Origin of the sequence: Sphingomonas panacis, from assembly GCF_001717955.1 — a bacterium.
GTDB classification, from domain to species: domain Bacteria; phylum Pseudomonadota; class Alphaproteobacteria; order Sphingomonadales; family Sphingomonadaceae; genus Sphingomonas; species Sphingomonas panacis.
Window position 1 is genome coordinate 3,414,484 of record NZ_CP014168.1, and the last position, 19,882, is coordinate 3,434,365.

Sequence of the window (19,882 nt, forward strand, 5' to 3'; positions counted from 1 at the left end):
GCATCCCGCCGCGCGGATGGTAACAGCGCACCTCCCGACGCGGTGGTGCTGCCAAGCAGCTCTCGCTGCTACAGGAATGGACGCATAGCTCAGTTGGTAGAGCAGCTGACTCTTAATCAGCGGGTCCTTGGTTCGAGCCCAAGTGCGTCCACCATTTTTTGTTTGATTTCAAAGCGTTACCTGCAAGGTTCAGGTTTGGTGGCGCGCTGCGGCAGGCCCCATAAGTTTCTCGTAAGACCCGGAGCTAGCGAGCGGTTCTCTCGGCGACCTGCGCCTTGACCTCGTTAGTTCGGCGTTCTGTTTCGCTCAGCCCGGCTAGAGCGAGCGCTAGTGTTGCATGGGTGCCGTCCTCAAACTCTCGAAGTGCGCAATCCTCAAGCGCGCTACGGTACTCCCGCTATTTTTGGTGAGCGACTTCAAAAACTTCATACTCATGCTCGCCTATTACGAGGCGGAGGTCCATTATAGCTTGTTCAAGCAATGCGTCAGCCACAGTGTATGCGGCACCCGTTCGGGCTTTCATTGCTATATTCGACTGAAATGCTTGCGGATCACTAGTATCCTCAGACATCACTTCTACAACTCTGGTAGCTCCAACGCTGCCGACGACGGCAGGATTGCGGACAATTGCTTCTAGTTCCCGGACTTCTTCTATGGTCATACCGTGAGTTCGGAGCTTAGAGGCAAGATCGGCTACGCTATTAAGGTAAGCTGCCTGTTCCTTTTGAGGAGCACCTGTCCACCAGCGGTTTAAAAGGAACGTTAGGCCGCGTCCTATCCATCCGGCGAATCCAGCAATTAAGCCGACGATTGCCACGATAAGTGATGCTTGCGGGATGGTCAGTTTGGATCATCCCCATACGATAACGCATTCGCGGGTTGCTTACGATGCCCCGCACCCGAAGGCGCGGGGCGCCGACAGCGTCAGGAGTGAAAGGAGATACTCCCCGCTGCTGCGGATGTTCGATTAACGAGGGACCGTCCGCTGGTCCTCGGCCCGACTAAGCGCAAACCGGGCACCTACCCTGCCAATGAGCGACGGGGTGGCTTTTCCTATGCTGGTGCGGCGGCGTGCGTACCGTCCCGCAACGCTGTCGCTGTGCGCGGCACCTTACCCCCCGAACCGCGCTCGCAGCGCGGACAACCGCCCCGGCGCTGCGCCTACGCACCTACCGCCCTCCGCATACCCTCGCGATCCCAGCGAAGGAGCGCGCGCAGCACGCCCCCGTTTCCATCGGCACCGAGCATATCGCGCCGGTCGATCAACCCAGCTTCAACTTCAGCCCGCACGAAGTCAGCGAACGCCTCAAACGACCCGTAAGCCCGCACGAAGGGCGAAGTGGGTGCGCGAGCCTGCTCTAGGCGCTGTACTCGCGTTAGCATGGAGCGGACACCTGCCATGGCCTTTACCCCCGCTCGGCTTCCAGAGCCGCTAGCCGCGCCTCGAAAGCGAGCGCCTTCGCCGCAAGCGTGGTCAGCATGTCCTCGACGTCTCGCGGCCAAGCCTCAGCGCGAATCCGCGCTTCACGCTCGGCGGCAGCGCGTTCAACCGAGCGCGCCAACATCAAATCCAGTTGCTCGGTGGTCGGAGCGAAGACTTTGACGTCATTCGGATGCAAGTTGCTCATCATGACTGAATGACTCCCGATTTCAAAAGCAGGTCGAGCGCGTCCGACCGTGCATCACCATCGTTGGTGTTCCGCGCGATGTGCAGAAGCAGTTCGGTGACGTATTTCCGCTCCGCCGGGTCTGACGGCTCGGGTTGTTCGGGAAGCGTGACGTTGAAGAGGTTGCAGAACTCCGCATACGTCAACGGAAGTACTTTGATCTGGCAACGATTGGGGTGCTCGTTGCTGAAAGCGTTGGCTCTGGTGAGCGCGGCTTCGTATTCCGTGATAGCGTCCACGGCAGCGCGACGACCATCGACGAGCGTGACCACAAAGATATCCAGCTTTCCCGGTGCGATCGTCGTAACGCGATAGCGCGGTTCCCAGCTCATATACGACATTGCTACCTTGCCTCCTTGGCTTCGAGTGTGATGATGCGTGCTTCGAGGTCGGCGGCGGCACGCGCGTCTGAGAGCGTCCCAAGTGAAGCGATGATCGTTTGCCCCACATCTGGCGCTAAGACGCCCGCAGCGATGGCGGTGAGCACTGCTTCGATTTGATGCGTGATCGGTGTAAGCGAGGTCTGAAGGCCGCCTTGCGGGCGGGGCTCTCGACGGGCTGATAGCCGCCCTTTGAGCGGGGCGATGATGTCGGACGAGAGCGGGTCAGCGGGCGATGGAGCGAGCAGTCATACGAGCGGTCGTATGAGTAGTCGGATCGAGATTGTCGGCCGGGTGTCAGGGCGGCGGCACTGGACCGTCGAGCAGAAGCTGGCGATCCTGCGCGATGCCTTTGGGCCCGAAGGCTCGGTCCGCGCGGCCATCGAGCGCCATGAGGTCGGCAGCGGCGCGATCTACACCTGGCGCCGCCAGGCGATGTCGGGGGCGCTGACCGGGATCACCAAGCCAGCGGTGCCGAGCTTTGCCGAGGTCCAGATCAGCGAGCCTGCGGTGATGTTGCCGGCGCCGTCGTCGGCCGCGCCGGGTAGCGGGCAGATCGGGATCGAGCTCCCGTCTGGCGTGCGGCTGACAGTTGACGCATCAGTCGATGCCGAGGCGCTATCGCGGGTGATCGGTGTCCTGGCACGATGATCCCGCTTCCCCCGCTGACACGGATATTTCTGGCGTGCGGCGCGACCGATATGCGCAAAGGGTTCGATGGCCTGGCGGTGCTGGTGCAGCAGGCGCTGGAGCAGAGTCCGCATTCCGGCGCGCTGTTCGCGTTCCGGGGCAAGCGCGGCGATCTGGTCAAGCTGCTCTGGTATGATGGCCAGGGGTTGTGCCTGTTCTCCAAGCGCATGGATCGAGGCCGGTTCATCTGGCCGTCGACCCCAACCGGCACGGTAGCGATGACCGCGGCACAACTTTCAATGCTGTTGGAAGGCATCGACTGGCGGCGGCCGGAGCGCACATTCACACCGTCGCTGGCGGGCTAAAAATGCCCGGATTCCTGCGCTTTTTCTGGCTCTGGAACCCACGATCTGATATATATTCGCGGTGTCGGACGCAGCCCTTTCCGCCCCTGATAAAGACGCTCGGATCGCCGAGCTGGAAGCCGCATTGGCGACCGCCCACGCCGATATTACCGCTCGCGATATCCTGATCGATACGTTGCGCGTGCAGCTTGCCCGCCTCAAGCGCATGCAGTTCGGGAAGGCGTCCGAGAAGCTCAACCACGAGATTTCTCAGCTCGAGCTGGCGCTCGAAGAGCTCGAGGCCGAAGCCGCCACGGTGAGCGCGCGGCGCGTCGATCCTGCCACCCTCGATCGGCACGCGCCGGTTCGAGCGCTCCCGGCCCATCTGCCGCGTGAAGAACAGCGGATCGAGCCCGAGCACGGCAACTGCACCTGCCCCGATTGCGGCGGGCTCTTGCGCCCACTGGGTCAGGATAGCGACGAGATGCTCGACGCCGTGCCGGTCCATTGGCGGGTCGTCCGTACCATCCGGCCCAAGTATAGCTGCCGCGCCTGCGAGAAGGTCGTGCAGGCAGCGGCACCCGTAAAGGCTATCGCGCGCGGCAAGGCGACGTTCGGAACGCTCGCCCATGTCGTGGTCGCCAAGTTCGACCATCACCTGCCACTCTACCGCCAGGCGGAGATGATGGCCGCGCAGGGCATCGATATCGATCGCTCGACGCTCGCCGGCTGGGCCGGTCAGGCATCAGCATTGCTCGATCCGATCGTCAGCCGCATCCGCGAGGTCGGGCTCACCGCAACCAAGATCCATACCGACGACACGCCCGTGCCGATGCTCGATCCCGGGCGCGGCAAGACCGCGACCGGCAGGATCTGGGCCTATGTCGTCGACGATCGCGCCTCGGGCGCCACCACGCCGCCGCTGGTCTGGTATAAGTTCACTCAGGATCGCACCGGCAGTCATCCCCAACAGCAGCTCGCCAGCTTTACCGGGTTCCTGCAGGCCGACGGCTATGCCGGTTACGACAAGCTCTACAGCACCAACCGCGTCACCGAGGTCGCCTGCTGGGCGCATTTCCGGCGCAAGATTTTCGATATCCACGCGACCAAGCCGACGTCGCTCACCACCGACCTGCTGGCCCGTATCACCAACCTCTATCGGATCGAGGACGAGATCCGCGGCCACCCGCCAGACGTTCGTCGACGAGGCCGGCTGGAACGAACCGCACCCTTGGTCGAGGCGTTGCGCATCGCGCTCGACGACGCCTTGCGACGCCTCTCGCCAAAGTCCGAGATGGCCAAGGCGATCGCCTATGGCCGCAAGCGCTGGACCGCGCTCACGCGGTTCCTCGACGACGGCCGGCTGGAGATCGACAACAACATCGCCGAACGTGCGATCCGCAGCATCGCGATCGGCCGCAAGAACTGGCTGTTCGCCGGATCGAAGGCTGGCGGCGAACGCGCTGCCGCGATCTACACGGTCATCGAGACCTGCAAGCTCAACGGTGTCGAGCCGCAGGCCTATATAGCCGACGTCATCGCCAAAATCGCCGGCAACTGGCCTGCCGCGCGCTGGGACGAACTCATGCCGTGGAACTGGCGCCCAGACTTTCAGGCGATCGCCGAAGCCGCATAAGCAATGTCGCAATTCGCCATACACGACCACTAAAAGCAGGTGTGGCCGCCCCGTAAGCAACCGTTGACATTCGACATACTGATCGCTTCTTTTGCACGATGGTCGACGCTTCTGATGTTGCCTTTGTTGCGCCTTGGCGCCCCCTTGAACATGACGTCGAGCGGGAGGGTTTGCCGCGCCAGTTGGCAAAGGAGCTGTCGCCGGATCATCCACTTTGGTCTGCAGGGTGCGAAGTGATCGGCCGTGCTGACAGCAACGACGACATTCTGACTGTTTGCAAGGATGGCCGCTTCGCTATCGTTCATCTCACCTGGGGCCAAGGCCCCGGCAACGCCGAATACCCACACACAGTGATTTACAACAGCGCCAACGAGTTAAACGATGCCCTCTGGCGGGACGCCGTTTGGCAAGGCTTCGTGGACGACTTTGATCCGAACGATCCGAGGCTTCAGGTCAGCGCGTGACAGCCGTAGTCCAAGGCAGTTCTTAGCGATCTCCAGCAACGGCCGGACGGTCGCAACCACCAACTATCACCGTTCCGCGGCCTTCAGGCCACGCTTACTGATCGGTGCGGTCGCGTCGAAATCAAACGACACACGCTCTGCCTGTGGCTTGATAGCTGGGGCGATCCGGGCCAGCGCGATGTTGCAGGCTTGGAGGTCGCCCGCCAGCGCAGCGTCAACCACGACACGGGCAATCGCTGGGCCGTCATCCATAAGTGCGCGAGCAATCTTGGTGCGTGCGTCTGGACGCCCCGGCGGTCGCCCGCGCGGATTGCCGCTTTCGCCTCGTTCCCAACGTCCGTTCGCCGGCGCGGGCGTGGGTACGAAGCCCTGAGCTGCACCCGGTTCCGCGAACACCAGATTAGGGCGTGTGGGGATTCACAAACAGGGTTGGATGTGATTCACGCTTTGGATGGATCGAGATATTCTGACGGACGCCCAATGGGCGAAGATCGAGCCCCACTGTCTGGGTAAGCGGAGCGATCCGGGACGTAGTGGAAAGGACAACCGCCTTTTTCTGGAGGCGGTGTTGTGGATCGTTCGCACGGGCAGTCCCTGGCGCGATCTTCCGGAGCGGTTCGGCAACTGGAGCACGGCGTTCCGGCGGTTCCGAGACTGGCGGGAAGCCGATGTTTTCAGGCGCATATTCGATGCGCTGTCGGATGAGCCGGATATGGAATATGCCATGGTCGATGCCACGATGGTCAAGGTCCACCGCCACGGGCAGGGCGCAAAAGGGGGACTCAGAGCCAGGCCATTGGCCGCTCCAAAGGTGGCATGACGACCAAGATCCTGGCGCTCACCGACGCGCTGGGCAATCTGGTGCGGTTCAGACTGATGCCGGGCCAGCGCCACGACAGCGTCGAGGTGCCCCCGCTGATCGACGGCATCGCCTTTGACGGCCTGATCGCCGACAAGGCCTTCGACAGCAACGCGCTCGTCGCCGAACTCAACGATCGTGGCGCATCCGTCGTCATCTCGCAGCACCCCGGGCGCGCGCTCAAGCTCAAAATCGACACCGACATCTACACCTGGCGGCACCTCATCGAGAACTTCTTCTGCAAACTGAAAGAGTTTAAGCGCATCGCCATGCGTGCTTGCAAAACCGACCGCAGCTTCGAGGCCATGATCTACCTTGCCGCTGCCGTCATCAATTCACGATGAATCCCCACACACCCTAGGCTACATTAGCGTGCTTCTCGAAGTCCATGGGGCTGAGATAGCCCAAGGTCGAGTGCCTGCGTGTCGGGTTGTAGAAGCGCTCGATGTAATCGAACACGTCGGCCCGTGCCTGATTGCGCGTTCGGTATGTTTTCCGCGCGATCCGTTCGGTCTTGAGCGAGGAGAAGAAGCTCTCCATCGCCGCATTGTCCCAGACGTTGCCCGACCGGCTCATCGAGCAAGTGACGCCGTTATCGGCCATCAGCCGCTGGAACTGCTCGCTGGTATATTGGCTGGCCCTGGTCCGAGTGATGCAGCAGGGCATCGGGCTTGCCGCGTCGCCAGATCGCCATGATCAGCGCGTCGGTGACCAGTTGCGCCGTCATCGCATCGTTCATCGACCAGCCGACCACGCGGCGTGAGAACAGGTCGATGACGGCCGCAAAATATAGCCACCCCTCCGCCGTCCAGATGTAGGTGAAGTCTGCCACCCACTTCTGGTTCGGCGCATCGGCGGTGAACTGACGATCGAGCACGTTGCCGGCGATCATCGACCGCTGGCCTTCGTCCTTGGGCAGGCCGCGACGCCGGGGGCGAGCCTTGAGACCCTGCGCCCGCATTAGTCGTTCGACGCGGTGCAGCCCACATGACAGGCCTTCGGCCAGAAGATCATGCCAGACACGCCGTGCGCCATAGGTGCGATAGCTGGAGATGAAGCTTGCGCGGATCCTGGCGCCGAACTCCTCGTCGCTGCGCGAACGCACGCTCGGCGCACGCACCAGCCAGGCGTAAAACCCACTGCGCGAGACCCCGAGCGCCTCACATATCCACGATACCGGCCAGATCCCCCGGTGCTTCGCGATGAAGGCGAACCTCATATCGAGTCCTTCGCGAAGTAGGCCGCCGCTTTTTTTAGGATGTCGCGCTCCGCCTTCATCCGAGCCAACTCGCGGCGCAGCCGCTCAATCTCCTGTTGCTCTGGCTTCAGGTTGCCGTGGCCGGGAAAGGCCGATCCAGGATCGCCTTCCGCTTCGCGGATCCATTTGCGCAGTACGTTGGCGTGCACGTCGAGATCCCGCGCCGCCTGCGCTGCGGAAACGCCCCGCTCCAATACCAGCTTCACCGCCTCGAGCTTGAACTCCCGGCTGAACTTCCGTCGTTGCATCATCACCCTCCGGTTCCAAAAACACCTTATCTTGGTGTCCACGAAACCGGCTGCAGCTCACTCGACCTTGGGCTATCTCAGCCCCATGGACTTCGAGAAGCACGCTAACGTAGCCTAACCTGGTGTCCGCGGAACCGGGTGCAGCTCAGCAAGGCATATAATGCCCTGATTGATCTGCCCGAGCAGGCACCGGACGCCCTACTCGCGGACAAAGGCTACGACGCGGACGCGATCCGCGCCGACCTTGCCGAACGAAAGATCAAAGCCGTAATCCCCGGCCGATCAAACCGCCGCGTGAAAATCGACTATGATCGGACGCTCTACAAACAGCGCAACCGCATCGAACGAATGTTCGGCCAGCTTAAGATCAACCGCGCCATCGCGACCCGATACGATCAACTGGCCAGCAGTTTCCTCGGAATGGTCCATCTCGCTACCGCCAGATACTGGCTCAAATTTGTCCACGCCGCCTAAGAACTCTTTAGCTGCACCACTCTTGATGAGTCGGCCGGACCTTGGATTGTTCAAGCGGCCGCGGCGTGCCCCGGATACTCTTCCTCCTCGACCTGCCTTCCGAACGCCAGCGCATCGAGGCGCTGGTCAATGATCGACCGCGAAGTGGGCGCTCTCTTCTGGAACGCGTGCCGCGCCCTACGCACAGAACTTCGTGAAATACTCTTTCAGGCCCGTGGCGTCCGGGAGCGGGGTTTTCGTCGCTCCGGTCTTCCCGTCGGTCGTCTTCACCGTGAAGGACAATGCCTTGCCAGCGACGACCGCATCGCGGAACGCCGTCGCTTGATCGTCTGCCACGTTGAAACTGGTGCGTGAGAACTGGACTGCACTGAAGGGCTTACCATCAACTTCGATCGCCATGGTGCCGCGATCCTTGCTGTTTGAATCATAAGACACATCGGAAGGCAGATCGATCGACGCAGTCCATTTCTGGTTGTTTGAACTGCCCCAGTTTGCCGGACAGCGCAGCAAGATGCGCGTATTACGGAACGCCATCGGCCCCTCGTTGGGGAGCGAAGCCAACGTCAACGTGGCTGTGCCCTGGAAGCTGTCGCTCCCGCCCGGGCTTGGCGCCGTGATCTGCCAGCGCTTCCCACTCATTATGTCCGAGGCGCCGGCCAGTGCCTCGACTTTCGAGACATCACTTTTATCCTTGAAGCCTAGCGCGGCATAACAAGCCAGTTTCTCCTTGTCGTCCGCGATGGCGACGCAGCTCGCCAACGAATAGCCTTGGGCCGAGAGCGCGCGCGCGGCTGTATCGAATGCCGCTGGAATATCCTGTTGCGGGGCTGTGCCAGACCCGCTGTTGCCACCGCACCCAGCCAGCGTAAGGGCGCTAACGGCTATCATGCCCGCTGCTATGCTCCGCACCGCATATGCTCCGCCCCGCTCACTGCAGTTCAAGATATCCCGCATCAGCACTCTCCCGTCGTCCGATGACCATGCCCGATACTCTGCGCCCTTGCAACGCGAAGCGCCAATCCTTAGGGGTAATAGCGCAGGTGTGAACCGAGCAAAGCAATTTGGCGCTCTAACGGCGCGGCAGCGTAAAGGTCGCATTCGGCAAACGCCGGTGCATCGATGCGCTTCGTTTCGACCGGCTTGCCGTCGCCTAGTCGGTAGGTAATGTTAGTGATCGGCTGGAGCTGTTCGGAATAGATCACGTTCGGCCGGCGGTGCCCGTGAACGGTCCGTTGCGCCCGGCGCAGCCTCATGCCCGCGCCTCGCTTGGCCGGTATCTGACCTTCTACAACGGTCGCCGCCCGCACTCATCGCTTGACCGCAAGACGCCCGATCAGGCTTACTTCAACCAACCGCTTCTCGCAGCGGCATGAAACCGGCAGGCGCTCCACTTAGCAATCGCGCGAGACTGTCCAAACAAACCGAGCCACCTCTATGCGCCCGAGCGCCAACCCATAAACGAACAAGCAGTTATCTGATCCTGTCCACCCAGGATCGCCCGCCTTGACCAGCAGCAATGCCTCTGTCTGGCTGTTTAGGGGCCACTCGGCTACGCCGCATCTCGACGCTCCGCTTGCTTCGTCGAAGGAATATCCCATTGCCGAACCACCGCGTCATCGTCGCCACCGGGTTCAGGATCATCGGCTTGGCGACGGCGCTCCTATCGTCAGCGCTGGCGATCACGGTGGGCATCGCAGCCTGCATAGTCGCGCCATCCGCCACCCAGCCTAGGCCCGACTACCTCAGCGTGACGCAGTACGGACTCATTGGGCTGATCGCGAATGCGGCGAGCGGCGCGGGCGAAATCATGTCGTTGCTGAATGGTATGGCCGCCGCGATTTTCGGGCTGATCGCGGTGCTGGCGCTGATCGCCGCATCGTTCGGCGTGCTTTTATACGCTGTCGGGCGGGGCTTGCGACATCTGCGCCATGGGCGCGATTCATCGCGACCGCCATCACGGTGATCATACTGCTGAACAGCTTCCCGGCCTTATACATTCTGCAAGGGGCGGCCCGGCTCGGTGGCGCCATCGTCCCGATCCTGTCTATTTACGTGCTCTGGGTGCTCAAGACGAGATATGCGGGCTGAAATCTCTACGCTGCAGCGGAGCATCGCCTGCGAGATCATGCCGCATCCGCGGAGAGCAGGCGAACGCGCGAACAGCCGTTCGGCGCCGTCGGAATCGATGTGGCTCTCGCCGCTCCGCCCTTGATTCTCGACGATTTGGATCATGTCGCGGAGGCGAATATCGAGATCCCGCCAGAACACATCGATATCCGTGAATGCACCGGCGACCCGATCGATACGATCCCCGCCACGCCGGGGAGCTACCGCGTGAGAGCGTGTTTCGCGGGCCGCGACACATTGAGCAAGGATGGGCTGGACGGTGACGATCGTTATCAGATCACGCTTAGGCCGGCACCCCCGGCTCCGGTCGCGATGGTCAAAGAAGATATCGAGCCGGGCTGGCCCGGGACAATCAACGGCCGGACGCCGCCGTAAGAGACACCCTCATCGTACGTGCGGATGTGCCTCTTGCGACGCCGATACCGCGCGAAACAGCGAGGCAAGCTGCCGTCGTGCGGCTTGCGTGGCATCATAATCGTCCCCGCTTATTGCTAGGTCGGCGCACTTGCTGATCGCGCCATGCCCGCTGGCGTCGTCGTCGCACCGCTTTGTCCAGACCGCGGCGCGCGCGGCATCGCGACGATAGAGCGCGCGCGCCTCATCGCAGACCGTCTTGGCGCCGTCGGTGCAGCCCTGCGCAAATGCGATGTAAGCGAGATAATCCGCCTTAGCTTCATCGCGCTGCGAACGACCGCGCAATTCGAGCACGGTCTTGCCGAGGAAGTGGCATCCTTCTGGATCGATGAGGATCTCGTCATTGTGCAGGAAGCAGGCCCGCGCGAGCGCACCAAATGCCTCATCAAGATTGCGCGAAGCCCCGGTCCCGGTGAAATACATCCACCCCAAGTATTTGCAGGCATAAGGCCCCTGCCCGGAATCGTCGCCATCGCAAGTTCGTGCGAACCGTTGCTTCGCGCGAGCGAAATCGCGGAGTTGCCGACTGTGGAGGTAGAGCTTGCCCGCCTCGTAGCAGCCCATGGTGCCGATGCGGGCGTCGCAAGACATGTCGAAATGTTCGAGCGCGCCGCGCAGATCGCCGCGCCGCGCCGCGCCGACACCGCGGCTCCAGCATGTGTCGACATTGTTCTCCGCCTTGCAGGCCGGCGCGTCCGCGGCGCGGATCGGCGGCTCGATCGGATAGTTGGGAAAAGTTACGCCGTCAGACGTCCGCTCGCGGCCGGCGTTGCGCATGCGCGCCAACAGGCGGTCTGGATTTCTCCCGATGCTGGCCGGAACGCAGGACAGCTTTTCGAGCGGTTTGCCCACCCGGCTCACGATCAACAGCCCGAACGGACGAAGCTCAGACGGGTCTGGCTGCGCACCGCTCCTGAACCCCGCTGCTAAGCGGTACACGGTGTCGCCATCCGCGAAGGTCGCGATCTCGTCGATCGTATCGCCCGCACCGTCCTCACGCCGATAATCGAGATCGGCCAGCGAACTGGACAAAGTGAGTTTTGGCGTCTGCCCGGCGCGGCCATCGCGATAGATCGCCCGGGTGCCCCTGAGCGAAACGGACGCGACACGGTCCTGCCCCTCGAACCGGCAGGTCAGAACGGTTTCCTCGGCCTGCCATTGCGCCGCGACCGGCGCCCCGGCCCAGAGGCAGGCCAAGATCATGGCTGCGCACAGCAATATCAGGCCATCAACTATGCGCGTCATCATCGTGCTGTACGCCTCTCATGGTTTGCTAGCCGGAGCCTCCGCATCCTTCGTCGGTGGCCGGGCGAGCGCGAGGGCTTTTTCGGCCTCTGAGGCGGAGGCCGTTTCCGGGTCTAGCGCCAGCGTGCGTTCCAGCAAGGCGACCGCGCGGGCATCGTCGCGTTCGCGGCCGTTCCCGGTCTGGTATGCCCGACCCAGCGAAAAGCAGCTCTCGGGCTCGCCGAGGGCGCAGGCTTTATCGAACAATTCAAGCGCGCGCTGGCGGTCCTTTGCGCCGCCCCGCCCGTCGTCCACCATCAGGCCGAGATTGCCGCATGCGGTCGAATTCTGCGCGGCGCAGGAGGACTCGAACAAGGTCACCGCTCGTTTGTAATCGCGCGAGACGCCCAGACCATCGCGATACAGCACGCCGAGGTTGTAGCAGGCGTGCTGGTCGCCGCCGTCACAGGCCTTCCGGAACAGCCGTGCCGCACGGACCTGGTTGCGCCTGACGCCCCGGCCGAGCGAGTAGGACGCCCCGAGGTTGGCGCAGCCGCCCCATCCGCCCTTGTCACGAGCATCTTTGAACAGGACGCGGGCTCGAACGGCATCCTCGGGGACGCCCTTCCCGGCGGCGTAGGCAAGGCCAAGGTTGGAGCATGCGGTCGCCTCGCCGCCCCGACAGGCAAAAGCGTAATAAGACAGGCCGCGTGTCAGGTCTGCCTCCACGCCGTCCCCTTCGGCATAGGCATATCCGGCCATCGTGCAGCCCCGCATGCTGCCGAACTGGCACGCCTGGGCAAAGAGCCGCAGCGCTGCGGCCGCATCTTTCGGTGCGCCATCGCCTTCGAGGAGTTGATAGGCGAGCGCGGTACACGCTTCGGCATCATCCGCCTCGCAAGTCGGATCGAGCCGCGCCACGCCGCCGGCCGACGCCTCCTGCTCCTGGCCCACCCCGACGGGCATGTCAGCTGCGGCGTCCTGCGCGGCAGCGGGATCGCCGAGCGCAACGCATGCCAGCAACGAAAGGAGCAAGCTGCGGGAAAGCGCGGTCTTCGCTAGAGCCGGCTCCTGACGCTGCGGGACTCGGCGGCCAAAGAACATGCAGCAGCCTAGATCAGGCGTGGACGATTGTCATGTTCGCCCCGGCGTGTTGCGGGACTGTGGAAAAGTGCCGGGCCGGAGAGCGCGGCCAGCGTCCGCCGCCAGAGCCGCTGCTGGTACGGTCGGGAGGATGAGGCGCGCCGTTGCCACGCCGGGAGCAACGTGACCCGGGCAGTGCGATGCGACCACGGCTCGCCTCGCCTTCAGAGACTACCGACGAGCCCGTTCGGATCGAATTCGAGGCCATCCCCAATCTCGTCAATCGTGAGAAGCGGCCGGACAGGAACCGTCGACCACCGCGTCTTCACATCACCGTCGCCGACCGAGCCTGCGCCGATCTTCACCCGGCGGGTCACGTAGTTGATGCTGAGGGTTTTCATCTCGCCGTTATTGCGCTGTACGTTCGTATAATCATATCCGATCAACCGCAGTGCGCCCTGTTGCCAGCGGAACGTGTACGTGATGGAGCCCATGCTCCAACCGCCCGCGCTCATGAACCGACCAAGCCGGACCCGGAGCGTACCACGCATGACATCCATTCCGCCGCCAATGACGCCCTCGGAATCGAACCCGTCCTCGGCGCAGGCATTGTCGCGGCGCGGGACAAGGCTGTGGTTCTGCGTCGCGAGGCGATAGCCGCCACCGCGCTGCGCCAGGGCGACCGCGAGGATGCGCGGGTTGGTATCGAGGGTGTCGCCACACAAAGGACCGTTGGGCACGATATTGCTTGGGTCCCGCTGGTGAACGGCAAACGCCAGGTCCGGCAGCCCGTCACCATCGAGGTCACCCGTGTCCTGTATCTCGAGCTTCCAGCCGCCGGGCACGAAGCCCTTCGCGTCGCGCGCGGTCTCGGCGAGGATCGGATAGCTGACCGGCGGCAGATCGTCGCGCTGTGCGGCGGCCGACAGCGAAACCAGGGTAGCGGAAAGAGCAGCTATCATGCCGCGCTTCTGCCGCGCCGCGGTGCCGGGGGCAACGCGATTGTCTGCATGTGTAACAATCGACGGTGATACGGGGCCTTACCTGCCCCGAGCCGCCTACCTTTGAGAAATCGTACACATAAGTTGCACGATTTTCCTTCACGCTGTCGGTCATTCACAAGCCAAGCGGCGTCGGCCGCTATCGGTGAGAGCAGACTTGGCGCGTCACAAATCGCGTTGGAGCGCGCGTGGGTCCAATCCGTTGCGAGACGCGACACCTCGCTTGACGTCCTTCACTGCCCCTGCACTGGCGTCACGGGAGTTTTGCGATTTGCGAACACGTTGCTGGACGGCCACCCCCCACCCAGCGCGCGGATCAGACGAATGCTCGCCTGCAGCCGCCGGGTGTCCAGATCCAGCGCTGCGCGCCGCGCCTGAAGCGCCGTCGTCTGGGCGGTGAACACCTCCAGGTAGGTGACGGCGCCCTTGCTGTAGCGGTTGAGCGAAAGCCGCTCCGTCATCGCCGCCTGCCGCACGGCCTCGTCCTGGGCCGCAGCCTCATCACCAAGGTGGTGGAGCAAAGCCAGATTGTCCTCGACCTGCTGGAACGCCGTCAGGACGGTGGCGCGATAGTCCGCCCCCGCGCTCGCCCAACGCGCGCGCGCGACGGCGAGTTCGGCGCGCCTGCGTCCGCCGTCGAACAGGGTGAGCACCGCGCTCGGCCCGATCGACCAGATTTCGTTGGGTGCCGAGAACAGCCCCGGCAGTCCGGTATTCTGGAACCCGCCGCTCGCCCCCAATCGGATCGCGGGGAAGAACGCCGCCTTGGCGACGCCGATCCCGGCATTGGCGGCGGCGACGCGGCGTTCGGCAGCCGCCACGTCGGGGCGGCGTTCGATCAGCGTGGCGGGCAGCCCGAGCGGCACGGCGGGCACATCGAAATCGGTGGCGACCGGCGCGATGGTGAAATTCGATGCAGGCGTGCCGACCAGACTCGCGATCGCATGTTCGGTCAGCGCGCGTGCCCCCGCGACATCGGCGAGCTGCGCACGCGCTTCGGCGAGTTGCGCACCCGAGCGGCTCGTCTCGATTCCGCTGACGATTCCGGCCTGGAAGCGGCGCGCGATCAGGTGATCGGCCTTGGCGAAGGCATCCACGGTTTGCGTCAGCAAAACGGCCTGCCGATCATAGCCGCGCAGCGCCATGAAATCGTTGGCGAGTTCGGCCTGCAAGCTCAGCCGGATCGCGGCGAGATCGTCGCCCGAGGCCTGCACCTCCGCCTTGCCCGCCGCGACGGTGTTGCGAACGCGGCCCCACAGATCGAGTTCATAGCCCAGGCTCGCCTCGACCGTGTCGGCGCTGTAGACGTCGGGCTGGTTCGCACCGCGTAAGGGGCGATTGTCGGATTGGCGATTGCGGGTGATGCTGGCATCGGCTCCCAATTGCGGCAGCAGCGCGGCGCGGCTTTGGCCGAGGTAGCCGCGCGCCGCATCATAGCGGGCAAGCGCGCCGGCATAGGTCGGGTTGTCGGTCGCGATCTTCCGTTCGAGCGCGTCGAGCGTCGGGTCGCGGAACACCCCCCACCAGTCGCCGCGCGCTGCCGTGTCGGCGGGGGTGGCGGGCTGCCAGGGTCCGGCCTCCTTGAACGCCGTGACCGCTGGCGTGACCGGCGGATGATAGGCTGGCGCGAACGAGCACCCGGCGGTGGTGGCCAGGAGCGCCAGTGCGGGCCACGCGCGCTTAGCCATGCTTGGCATCCTCGACGCGCACCAATTCGCCGTTCGCCAAGGAATCCGGCGGGTTGTCGACGATCTTCTGCGCCGCCGACAGGCCCGAGGTCACTTCGACGGTCTGCCCGAGATCGCGACCGATCGTGATCGCGCGCAGGTGGACATGATGATCCGCGCCGACCGTTGCGATCTGCGTGCCCTGCGCGCGGAAGATCAGCGCGCTCGACGGGATCTGCACCGTCCCGCTTTGGCCGCGCACATCGAAGCGGACCTGCGCGTAGCCGCCGGGCTTGAGCGCGCCATCGGCATTGTCGGCGATCAACTGGACCTGAAAGGTGCCGGTCTGCTGGTTGATCGCGCCGGAATTGCCGATGACATGCGCGCTGAAGCTGCGCGCGGGGTAATCGGGGGTTGTCAGCGTCGCGCTCAGCCCCGGCGTCATCCCGGCGGAATAATTCTGCGGCACGCTGACATAGATACGGATCTTGCGCGTGTCGGCGACCGAGAACATCGGCTGCTGCGCCGATGCGCCCGGGCCGACCAGATCGCCGATGTCGGAGTTGCGCGAGGTCACGGTTCCCGCGAACGGCGCACGCACCGTCGAGAATGCCTTTTGCGCGAGCAGCCGGCCAAGATCGGCGCGCGCGGCCTGTACCGCCGCATTGCGCACCGCGAGGTCTCCGTTCTTCTCGTCCGCTTCCTGTTTCGACACCGAATTGTCGGTCAGCAGATCGTTCCAGCGTGCCGCCGTGCTGCGCGCGAGGCTGGCATGCGCCTGCGCACTGACCAGGGCGGCGCGCGCGGAGACGATCTGCTGGTCGAGTTCGGGCGTGTCGATCTTGCCGAGAGGCGTTCCCGCGCCAACGACCGCGCCGATATCCTTGTACCACGCGCTGACGTAGCCGCCGACGCGCGCGTACAGTTTGGCGGCGTTCCACGCCTGCATCGTGCCGGGCAAGGTCAGCGCGTCGCTCGCCGACGATCCTTTCACGGCGACAAGATGGACGGTCGGCACCGAGCGCGCGTCCGACCAGCTCTGCGCCTCATGCGTGTCGCCCCGGCGCACCAGCGCGCCTGCGGCGACGATGCCGACCGCCGTCACCACGGCGACGATACCGGCGGTTTTGAGGCCTTTCGGCGCCGGGGCCTGAACGGGTTCAGCCTGCATGAGCGAGAGTTCCAGATACAAGAGGGGCGGAAGCGGCGCGCCGCTGTTTGCGGTGCGCGATCGAGAAGACGACGGGAACGAAGACGAGCGTGGCGAGCGTCGCGCAGATCAGCCCGCCGATCACGGCGCGACCGAGCGGCGCGTTCTGCTCGCCGCCTTCGCCGAGACCGAGCGCCATCGGCGCCATGCCGATGATCATGGCGAGGGCGGTCATCAGCACCGGGCGGAAGCGGGTTGCACCCGCCTCTGCTGCGGCAAGGAGCGCATCGCCTGTTGCCGCGAGACGTTCGCGCGCGAAGCTAACTACCAGTACCGAGTTCGCGGTCGCCACGCCCATGCACATGATCGCGCCGGTGAGTGCCGGCACAGAGAGTGGCGTATGGGTCGCGAACAGCATCCAGACGATCCCGGCGAGCGCGGCGGGCAAAGCGGAGATGATGACGGTTGGATCAACCCAGCTCTGGAAGTTGACGACAATCAGCAAGTAGATCAGCACAATCGCGCCGATCAGGCCGAAGATCAGGCCCGAAAAGGCGGTGTTCATCGTCTCGACCTGGCCACGCAGCTTCACGCTCGACCCCTTGGGCAACGTACCCTTGGCGTCGTCGAGCACCTTCTGGATGTCGGCGGCAACCGCACCGAGATCGCGGCCCTGCGTGGTCGCATAGACGTCGTATGACGGCTGCACCGCGTAATGCGTCACCACCGCCGGCGACGGCTCGCGGTGGAGCGTGCCGAGCGCGCCGAGAAGCTGGTAAGTCCCGCCAGGGCCGGTGACCGGCAGGTTCTGGAGCGCCGACAGGCTGTCGGTGCGATATTGCGGCGTCTGCACGACGATCGGGTACGAAACGCCGTTCTTCGGGTTGAGCCAGAAGGCGGGCGCGACCTGGAAACTGCCGGCGAGATTGACCGCCATGCTGCGGGTCACGTCGTTTTCGGTGATGCCGACCCGGTCGGCCTGCGCGCGATCCACGTCGAAGCCGAGTTCGGGATAGGCCTCGGTCTGCTGCACGCGCACGTCCGCGATGCCGGGGATATGCTGCATCTTCTCGGCAAGCGCCTGCGCATAGACCTTGCCGCCTTTGATGTCGCTGCCGGTCACCATCACGTCGATCGGTGCGGGCGCGCCGAAGTTCAGGATCTGGCTGATGATGTCGGCGGGCAGGAACGAGAAGACCGAGCCGGGAAACGCATCGGGCAGCACCTTGCGCAAGCGCCGGACATAGCCGGCGGTGGGCTTATGGTCTTCCGACAGCGTGACGAGGATGTCGCCGTCCTGCGGGCCGACGCCGCCGGTGTTGGAATAGGCGCGGTTGATGCCCGACACCGGCATGCCGATATTGTCGACGATCGACACCAGTTCATCCGGCGGGATGACAGAGCGGATGCGATCCTCGACATGGTCGAACATCGCTGCGGTCTCCTCGATCCGCGTGCCGATCGGCGCGCGGACATGGAGGTTGATCTGTCCGGCGTCGATGGTCGGGAAGAAGTTGCGACCGAGCATCGGCACCAGCGCGAACGAGACGAGGACGGCGGCCATGAACGCCGGCACGAACACGCGCCGCCGGGCGAGTGCGAAGTCGAGCAAAGCGACGTAATAGCCGCGCACTGCCTCGAAGCGATGCTCAAATCCGCTTTGGAAGCGCCGGAACACGTTGCGGCTCTCGGGCCGACCAGACATGGCGTCGTGGCTTACCATCACATCGGACGTGTGCTCGGTTGCGTGCTGGCGCAGCAGATAGTTGCCCATCGTCGGGACGAGCGTGCGTGACAGCACGAACGACGCGATCATCGCGAACACCACCGCCATCGCCATCGGTGCGAACAGGAAGCCGGCGACGCCGGGCAGGAAGAACATCGGGAGGAAGGCGATGCAGATGCACAGCAGCGACACGAACGCCGGGCCGACGATCTGTTCGGCGCCGTCGAGGATCGCGGCGCGCACGGGCTTGCCCTGTTCGAGATGCCAGTTGATGTTCTCGATCGTCACCGTCGCGTCATCGACGAGGATGCCGACCGCGAGCGCCAGCCCGCCCAGCGTCATGATGTTGAGCGTCTGCCCCGCCATCGCCAGCCCCGCCACGGCGGCGAGGATGGCGAGCGGGATCGAGGCGGCGATGATGACGGTCGATCGCCACGAGCCGAGGAACAGCAGGATCATCAGCGAGGTGAGCGCGGCCGCGATCACGCCTTCCTTGATGACGCCGGACACCGCCGCCTTCACGAACAGCGACTGGTCCGACAGCGGTTGCACCTTGAGCGAGAGCGGCAGCGTCTCGCGGATCTTCGGCAGCAGCGCCTTTGCCTGATCGACGATCGCGATGGTCGATGCCGCGCCCGACTTCAGCACGGTCATCAGCACCGCGCGGCCACCATCGACGCGCACCACGTTGCGCTGCGGCGGCGATCCGTCGCGGACATGCGCCACGTCCCGCATCGTCACGGTCGCGCCATCCACGGTCTTGATCGGCAGGTCGTTGAGTTGCTCGACCACCTCGGGCGAGTTGTTGAGGCGGACGTTATACTCGTACTGGCCGATCTTGGTGGTGCCCGCCGGAACGATCTGGTTCTGCGCCGCGAGCGCGGCACCGACGTCGCTCGCCGACAGATGCCGGGCCTGAAGCGCGTCGGGGTCGAGATCGATCTGGATCTGGCGCTCCTTGCCGCCATAGGGCGACGGGATCGCGGCACCCTGCACCGAGGCGAGCGCTGGCCGGATGAAGTTCTGGCCAAGATCGTAGATCTTCTGTTCGGACAGATCCTTGGCCGACAGCGCGAGCTGGAGGATCGGCACGGTCGAGGCGTTGTAGTTGAGGATCTGCGGCGGAGTGATGCCCGGCGGCATCTGCTTGAGCACGGTCTGCGAGGCGGCCGTCACCTGCGCCGATGCGGTGCGGATATCCACGTCGGGCTGGAAGAAGATCTTCACGATGCCCACGCCGTTGAGCGACTGGCTCTCGATATGGTCGATATCGTTGACCGTGCTCGAAAGCTGGCGCTCGTAATAATAGACGACGCGACCGGCCATGTCCTCGGGCGGCAGGCCACGATAGGTCCACACCACCGCGATCACCGGGATCTTGATGTCAGGAAAGATGTCGGTCGGGGTGCGTACCCATGCGATCGATCCCGACAACACGATCAGGATGGCGAGAACGACGAACGTATAGGGCTTGCTGAGCGCAAGCTTGACGAGTTGCAGCACGGGAACCCCGATCTTCCGGGTGGAATG

Annotated in this window: 19 protein-coding genes, 1 tRNA gene and 3 pseudogenes; 10 read left to right on the forward strand and 13 right to left on the reverse strand. The window is 64.0% G+C overall.

Features of this window, described 5'->3' with window-relative positions; genetic code table 11:
- Positions 1 to 78: 78 nt before the first annotated feature.
- Positions 79 to 154: transfer RNA gene (locus J0A91_RS15535), tRNA-Lys, on the forward strand.
- A 243-nt stretch (positions 155 to 397) separates the two neighbouring features.
- Here the strand turns inward: J0A91_RS15535 and J0A91_RS15540 are convergent.
- The 3 genes from J0A91_RS15540 to J0A91_RS15550 all read right to left on the reverse strand — a co-directional run bounded on the left by J0A91_RS15540 (position 398) and on the right by J0A91_RS15550 (position 2,008).
- Positions 398 to 817, reverse strand: a complete 420-nt coding sequence (locus tag J0A91_RS15540) for a hypothetical protein (RefSeq protein ID WP_150126932.1) — start codon at positions 815 to 817, stop codon at positions 398 to 400.
- Between the two features lie 589 nt (positions 818 to 1,406).
- Positions 1,407 to 1,631: a hypothetical protein gene (locus tag J0A91_RS15545; protein ID WP_150126933.1), complete on the reverse strand. Its 225-nt coding sequence runs from the start codon at positions 1,629 to 1,631 to the stop codon at positions 1,407 to 1,409.
- Entirely contained in the window at positions 1,628 to 2,008 is a 381-nt protein-coding gene (locus tag J0A91_RS15550) for a hypothetical protein (RefSeq protein ID WP_069205674.1), read from the reverse strand. The genes J0A91_RS15545 and J0A91_RS15550 overlap by 4 nt, the downstream gene beginning before the upstream one ends.
- 303 nt (positions 2,009 to 2,311) lie before the next feature.
- On the opposite strand from J0A91_RS15550, the gene tnpA reads away from it, so the two are divergent.
- From tnpA to J0A91_RS15570, 4 genes are all read left to right on the forward strand, one after another.
- Entirely contained in the window at positions 2,312 to 2,698 is a 387-nt protein-coding gene (gene tnpA, locus J0A91_RS15555) for an IS66-like element accessory protein TnpA (protein ID WP_069203776.1), read from the forward strand.
- Positions 2,695 to 3,042 carry an IS66 family insertion sequence element accessory protein TnpB gene (gene tnpB, locus J0A91_RS15560; protein WP_069203775.1) on the forward strand — a complete coding sequence of 116 codons (348 nt, stop codon included), beginning with the start codon at positions 2,695 to 2,697 and terminating at the stop codon, positions 3,040 to 3,042. Before tnpA ends, tnpB begins: the two co-directional genes overlap by 4 nt.
- A gap of 61 nt (positions 3,043 to 3,103) precedes the next feature.
- Positions 3,104 to 4,657 carry an IS66 family transposase gene (tnpC, locus tag J0A91_RS15565; RefSeq protein ID WP_083224481.1) on the forward strand — a complete coding sequence of 518 codons (1,554 nt, stop codon included), beginning with the start codon at positions 3,104 to 3,106 and terminating at the stop codon, positions 4,655 to 4,657.
- A 98-nt stretch (positions 4,658 to 4,755) separates the two neighbouring features.
- Entirely contained in the window at positions 4,756 to 5,121 is a 366-nt protein-coding gene (locus J0A91_RS15570; RefSeq protein WP_069203773.1) for a hypothetical protein, read from the forward strand.
- A gap of 66 nt (positions 5,122 to 5,187) precedes the next feature.
- Here the strand turns inward: J0A91_RS15570 and J0A91_RS24865 are convergent, their stop codons facing one another.
- Positions 5,188 to 5,517 (reverse strand): DUF5681 domain-containing protein, encoded by a 330-nt coding sequence (locus J0A91_RS24865; protein ID WP_240502036.1) that lies wholly within the window; start codon positions 5,515 to 5,517, stop codon positions 5,188 to 5,190.
- Positions 5,518 to 5,572: 55 nt separating this feature from the next.
- Here J0A91_RS24865 and J0A91_RS15580 point away from each other — a divergent pair.
- Positions 5,573 to 6,324, forward strand: a pseudogene (locus J0A91_RS15580) (IS5 family transposase).
- 13 nt (positions 6,325 to 6,337) lie between these two features.
- Here J0A91_RS15580 and J0A91_RS15585 read toward each other — a convergent pair.
- A pseudogene (locus tag J0A91_RS15585) lies at positions 6,338 to 7,486 on the reverse strand (IS3 family transposase).
- Between the two features lie 138 nt (positions 7,487 to 7,624).
- Between J0A91_RS15585 and J0A91_RS15590 the strand changes: the two are divergent.
- Entirely contained in the window at positions 7,625 to 7,960 is a 336-nt protein-coding gene (locus J0A91_RS15590; RefSeq protein WP_083224699.1) for a transposase, read from the forward strand.
- A 177-nt stretch (positions 7,961 to 8,137) separates the two neighbouring features.
- Here J0A91_RS15590 and J0A91_RS15595 read toward each other — a convergent pair whose 3' ends face one another.
- Positions 8,138 to 8,848, reverse strand: coding sequence for a hypothetical protein (locus tag J0A91_RS15595; protein ID WP_150126935.1), 711 nt, complete (start codon positions 8,846 to 8,848; stop codon positions 8,138 to 8,140).
- Positions 8,849 to 8,982: 134 nt separating this feature from the next.
- Positions 8,983 to 9,213 (reverse strand): hypothetical protein, encoded by a 231-nt coding sequence (locus J0A91_RS15600; RefSeq protein ID WP_069205679.1) that lies wholly within the window; start codon positions 9,211 to 9,213, stop codon positions 8,983 to 8,985.
- On the opposite strand from J0A91_RS15600, the pseudogene J0A91_RS15605 reads away from it, so the two are divergent.
- The 3 genes and pseudogenes from J0A91_RS15605 to J0A91_RS15615 all read left to right on the forward strand — a co-directional run.
- Positions 9,214 to 9,333: pseudogene (locus tag J0A91_RS15605) on the forward strand (integrase core domain-containing protein); the annotation flags it as partial.
- A gap of 272 nt (positions 9,334 to 9,605) precedes the next feature.
- Entirely contained in the window at positions 9,606 to 9,923 is a 318-nt protein-coding gene (locus J0A91_RS15610) for a hypothetical protein (RefSeq protein WP_150126936.1), read from the forward strand.
- A gap of 224 nt (positions 9,924 to 10,147) precedes the next feature.
- Positions 10,148 to 10,462, forward strand: coding sequence for a hypothetical protein (locus tag J0A91_RS15615; RefSeq protein ID WP_150126937.1), 315 nt, complete (start codon positions 10,148 to 10,150; stop codon positions 10,460 to 10,462).
- A 9-nt stretch (positions 10,463 to 10,471) separates the two neighbouring features.
- Here J0A91_RS15615 and J0A91_RS15620 read toward each other — a convergent pair whose 3' ends face one another.
- From J0A91_RS15620 to J0A91_RS15645, 6 genes are all read right to left on the reverse strand, one after another.
- Positions 10,472 to 11,749, reverse strand: a complete 1,278-nt coding sequence (locus J0A91_RS15620) for an SEL1-like repeat protein (protein ID WP_240502037.1) — start codon at positions 11,747 to 11,749, stop codon at positions 10,472 to 10,474.
- A 15-nt stretch (positions 11,750 to 11,764) separates the two neighbouring features.
- Positions 11,765 to 12,829: a tetratricopeptide repeat protein gene (locus J0A91_RS15625; protein WP_083224702.1), complete on the reverse strand. Its 1,065-nt coding sequence runs from the start codon at positions 12,827 to 12,829 to the stop codon at positions 11,765 to 11,767.
- Between the two features lie 203 nt (positions 12,830 to 13,032).
- Complete coding sequence (locus J0A91_RS15630) at positions 13,033 to 13,770, reverse strand: hypothetical protein (RefSeq protein WP_069205683.1); 738 nt, start codon at positions 13,768 to 13,770, stop codon at positions 13,033 to 13,035.
- Between the two features lie 272 nt (positions 13,771 to 14,042).
- Positions 14,043 to 15,497 (reverse strand): efflux transporter outer membrane subunit, encoded by a 1,455-nt coding sequence (locus J0A91_RS15635; protein ID WP_069205684.1) that lies wholly within the window; start codon positions 15,495 to 15,497, stop codon positions 14,043 to 14,045.
- Positions 15,490 to 16,647: an efflux RND transporter periplasmic adaptor subunit gene (locus tag J0A91_RS15640; protein WP_069205685.1), complete on the reverse strand. Its 1,158-nt coding sequence runs from the start codon at positions 16,645 to 16,647 to the stop codon at positions 15,490 to 15,492. The genes J0A91_RS15635 and J0A91_RS15640 overlap by 8 nt, the downstream gene beginning before the upstream one ends.
- Positions 16,637 to 19,855, reverse strand: coding sequence for an efflux RND transporter permease subunit (locus tag J0A91_RS15645; protein ID WP_206365056.1), 3,219 nt, complete (start codon positions 19,853 to 19,855; stop codon positions 16,637 to 16,639). Before J0A91_RS15645 ends, J0A91_RS15640 begins: the two co-directional genes overlap by 11 nt.
- Positions 19,856 to 19,882 lie beyond the last annotated feature (27 nt).